2 protein-coding genes and 1 pseudogene are annotated in these 2,027 nt (G+C 63.3%); all 3 read right to left on the bottom strand.

From position 1 onward, the window contains the following. Window positions 1–245 (bottom strand): annotated as a pseudogene (locus tag FS320_RS49360) (hypothetical protein); the annotation flags it as partial. A gap of 234 nt (window positions 246–479) precedes the next feature. Continuing rightward, window positions 480–890, bottom strand: coding sequence for a hypothetical protein (locus FS320_RS45675; RefSeq protein ID WP_153885408.1), 411 nt, complete (start codon window positions 888–890; stop codon window positions 480–482). 145 nt (window positions 891–1,035) lie between these two features. Then, window positions 1,036–1,839 (bottom strand): M16 family metallopeptidase, encoded by an 804-nt coding sequence (locus FS320_RS42300; RefSeq protein ID WP_244627741.1) that lies wholly within the window; start codon window positions 1,837–1,839, stop codon window positions 1,036–1,038. Window positions 1,840–2,027: the final 188 nt, after the last annotated feature.

Here is a 2,027-nt window from a genome sequence, read left to right as displayed (position 1 = left end):
CGTCCCACGGCGCCTGCGGCAGCGATGCCGCTCAACGAGGCCGTGCCGCCGCCAACCTGATCTTGGCCGTGCAGAAACGCGTCGAAGGCGATGCCCTGAGCCGCCAGCTCCTTGGGAAAGAGCGAGGTGCGGATTCCGACGAAGCTCACGCTGAAGCGTTTCGCCAACACGCCGGTGGGCTCGGCCGAGCGGGCGATCTCCTGGCGGACAGCTGGGGTGGTACGGGCTTGCGGGTGGATGGACAGCTTCACGTCCTCCTTGGGTGAGGAGCTCGGCCTCGCAGGCCGTCAAAGCGCCAAGCGTAGTCCTCAATCGCCCAACGCACCCGGTCCCAACAACGTTCCGCTACCAAACAGCTAGTGCTCGAACTTTCGTCTTAGAGCAAAAGCTAAATCACTGAAATCATTCGATCGCCTGTCTCACGTGAAAATACCCAGTGACATCGGCGCAGGCGACCGGGTCGAGCATCCAGGCTGCCATCACCAGGATGACGCCAGGCTCTGCTTCAATCTGCACAAAATGTCCGGAGACACGTTGCTCCCTCCGGCGGAGGGCAACGCGCCGCCCGTACAGGGCATGCCAGCGATAATGGACGATGACTTCCTGCCCGATATGGGCAGAGTGGCCGGGAGATTGCTCTCACGCGCACGAATTCGTTGTTTGCGGGCTCCGATGCCGCGTTGGCCGAGCGCCAGGAGCAGATCGAGGTCTTCCACTTGCCGTCCTAGAGCCCCGAGCTGAACCCGGACGAGGGTCTGAACGCCGACCTGAAGCAAGCCGTGACCCGCAAGCCGCCGGCCCGCAGCAAGCACGAACTCAAACGCACCGTCATCAGCCACATGCGCCGACTGACCAAGCGGCCCGCACGGATCCGGAGCTACTTCGGGCATCAGCCCTTCCACAATGCCGCATAGTTCAAGTTCTCCCAAGCCGAATCAATAAAAGGAAACGGGGCCCGAAGGCCCCGCTCGTCGGATATCGGGTCAGATGCGAGCCGCTTCCTCGCGTCCCTTCTGGATGCTCACCTCAAGGAGATCAGGGCGCGGCAACCACCTCCACCGGCAATGCCAGGCTCTCGAGTTGCGGCTGGACAGAGGCCGCGTCGCCCACGACAACCCACGTCAGCCGCGCCGGATCGACTGTTCCGCGCATGGCAGCGTCGAGCCGCTCCGGATCCAGTGCACGGACCCGCGTTGGGAGCTGCTGGTAGTAATCGTCAGGCCGGCCGAGGCGATCGTTCTCCTGCATGGCACCCATCACCGCACCTGCCGTCTCGAACGCTCCAGGCAGGGTGCGAATCATGCCGGACCGGTTGCGCTCCAGCTCCTCTGCGGTGACGCCTTTGCCCGTGAGAAACGCCTGATAGTCGGCCAGCAGCGCAGCGATGGCCGCACCGGTCTTGTCAGCCTGAACGGGCGCGCTGATCGTGTAGGTCATGCGATCACGCACCTGCTTAAGTCCTGCCCGGACGCCATAGGACCATCCCTTCTCCTCGCGCAGGTCCATGTTGATGCGCGACAGGAAGCTGCCACCGACCACCTCGGCAGCGCTCTCGAGCGCCAGCGTGTCGTCGGTCCCTTTGACGGCGAGCACGACGGCGGCCCTGATCAGCGACTGCGGTGAGTCCTTTCGATCGACGAGCACAATCCGCGGGCGCGGCGCCGGGGTTGGGATATCGAAGCGCTTGGCCCCTGCCGGGCCGGTCCCGTTCCAGGTACCAAAGCGGGCTTCGAGCAGCGGCTGCAGGGTGGCGAGCGGAAGATCGCTGACAACGAACAGCTTCGCCTTTTCGGGCCGGAACCAGGCGCGGTGGAATTCCGCCAAATCATCACGGGTCAACGTCGCGACCGCCGGCGCATCGCCCGTCCCCGGCATGCCATAGGGATGATCGCGGCCATAAAGAGGCTGGTGAGCAATTTTATTACTCGCTTCAAGTGCTTGATTTGGAATAGCTTTCGTGAAGATTGATGAGGCGGATGCGGGGTGTGCAACGGTTGAGGAGCCCCGCTATGGATACTTGTCTCTAT

Source organism: Microvirga tunisiensis (genome assembly GCF_009296175.1).
Taxonomy (GTDB): domain Bacteria; phylum Pseudomonadota; class Alphaproteobacteria; order Rhizobiales; family Beijerinckiaceae; genus Microvirga; species Microvirga tunisiensis.
The sequence above is the reverse complement of the archived record's forward strand: the minus strand, read 5'-3'. Positions and strand labels throughout refer to the sequence as shown.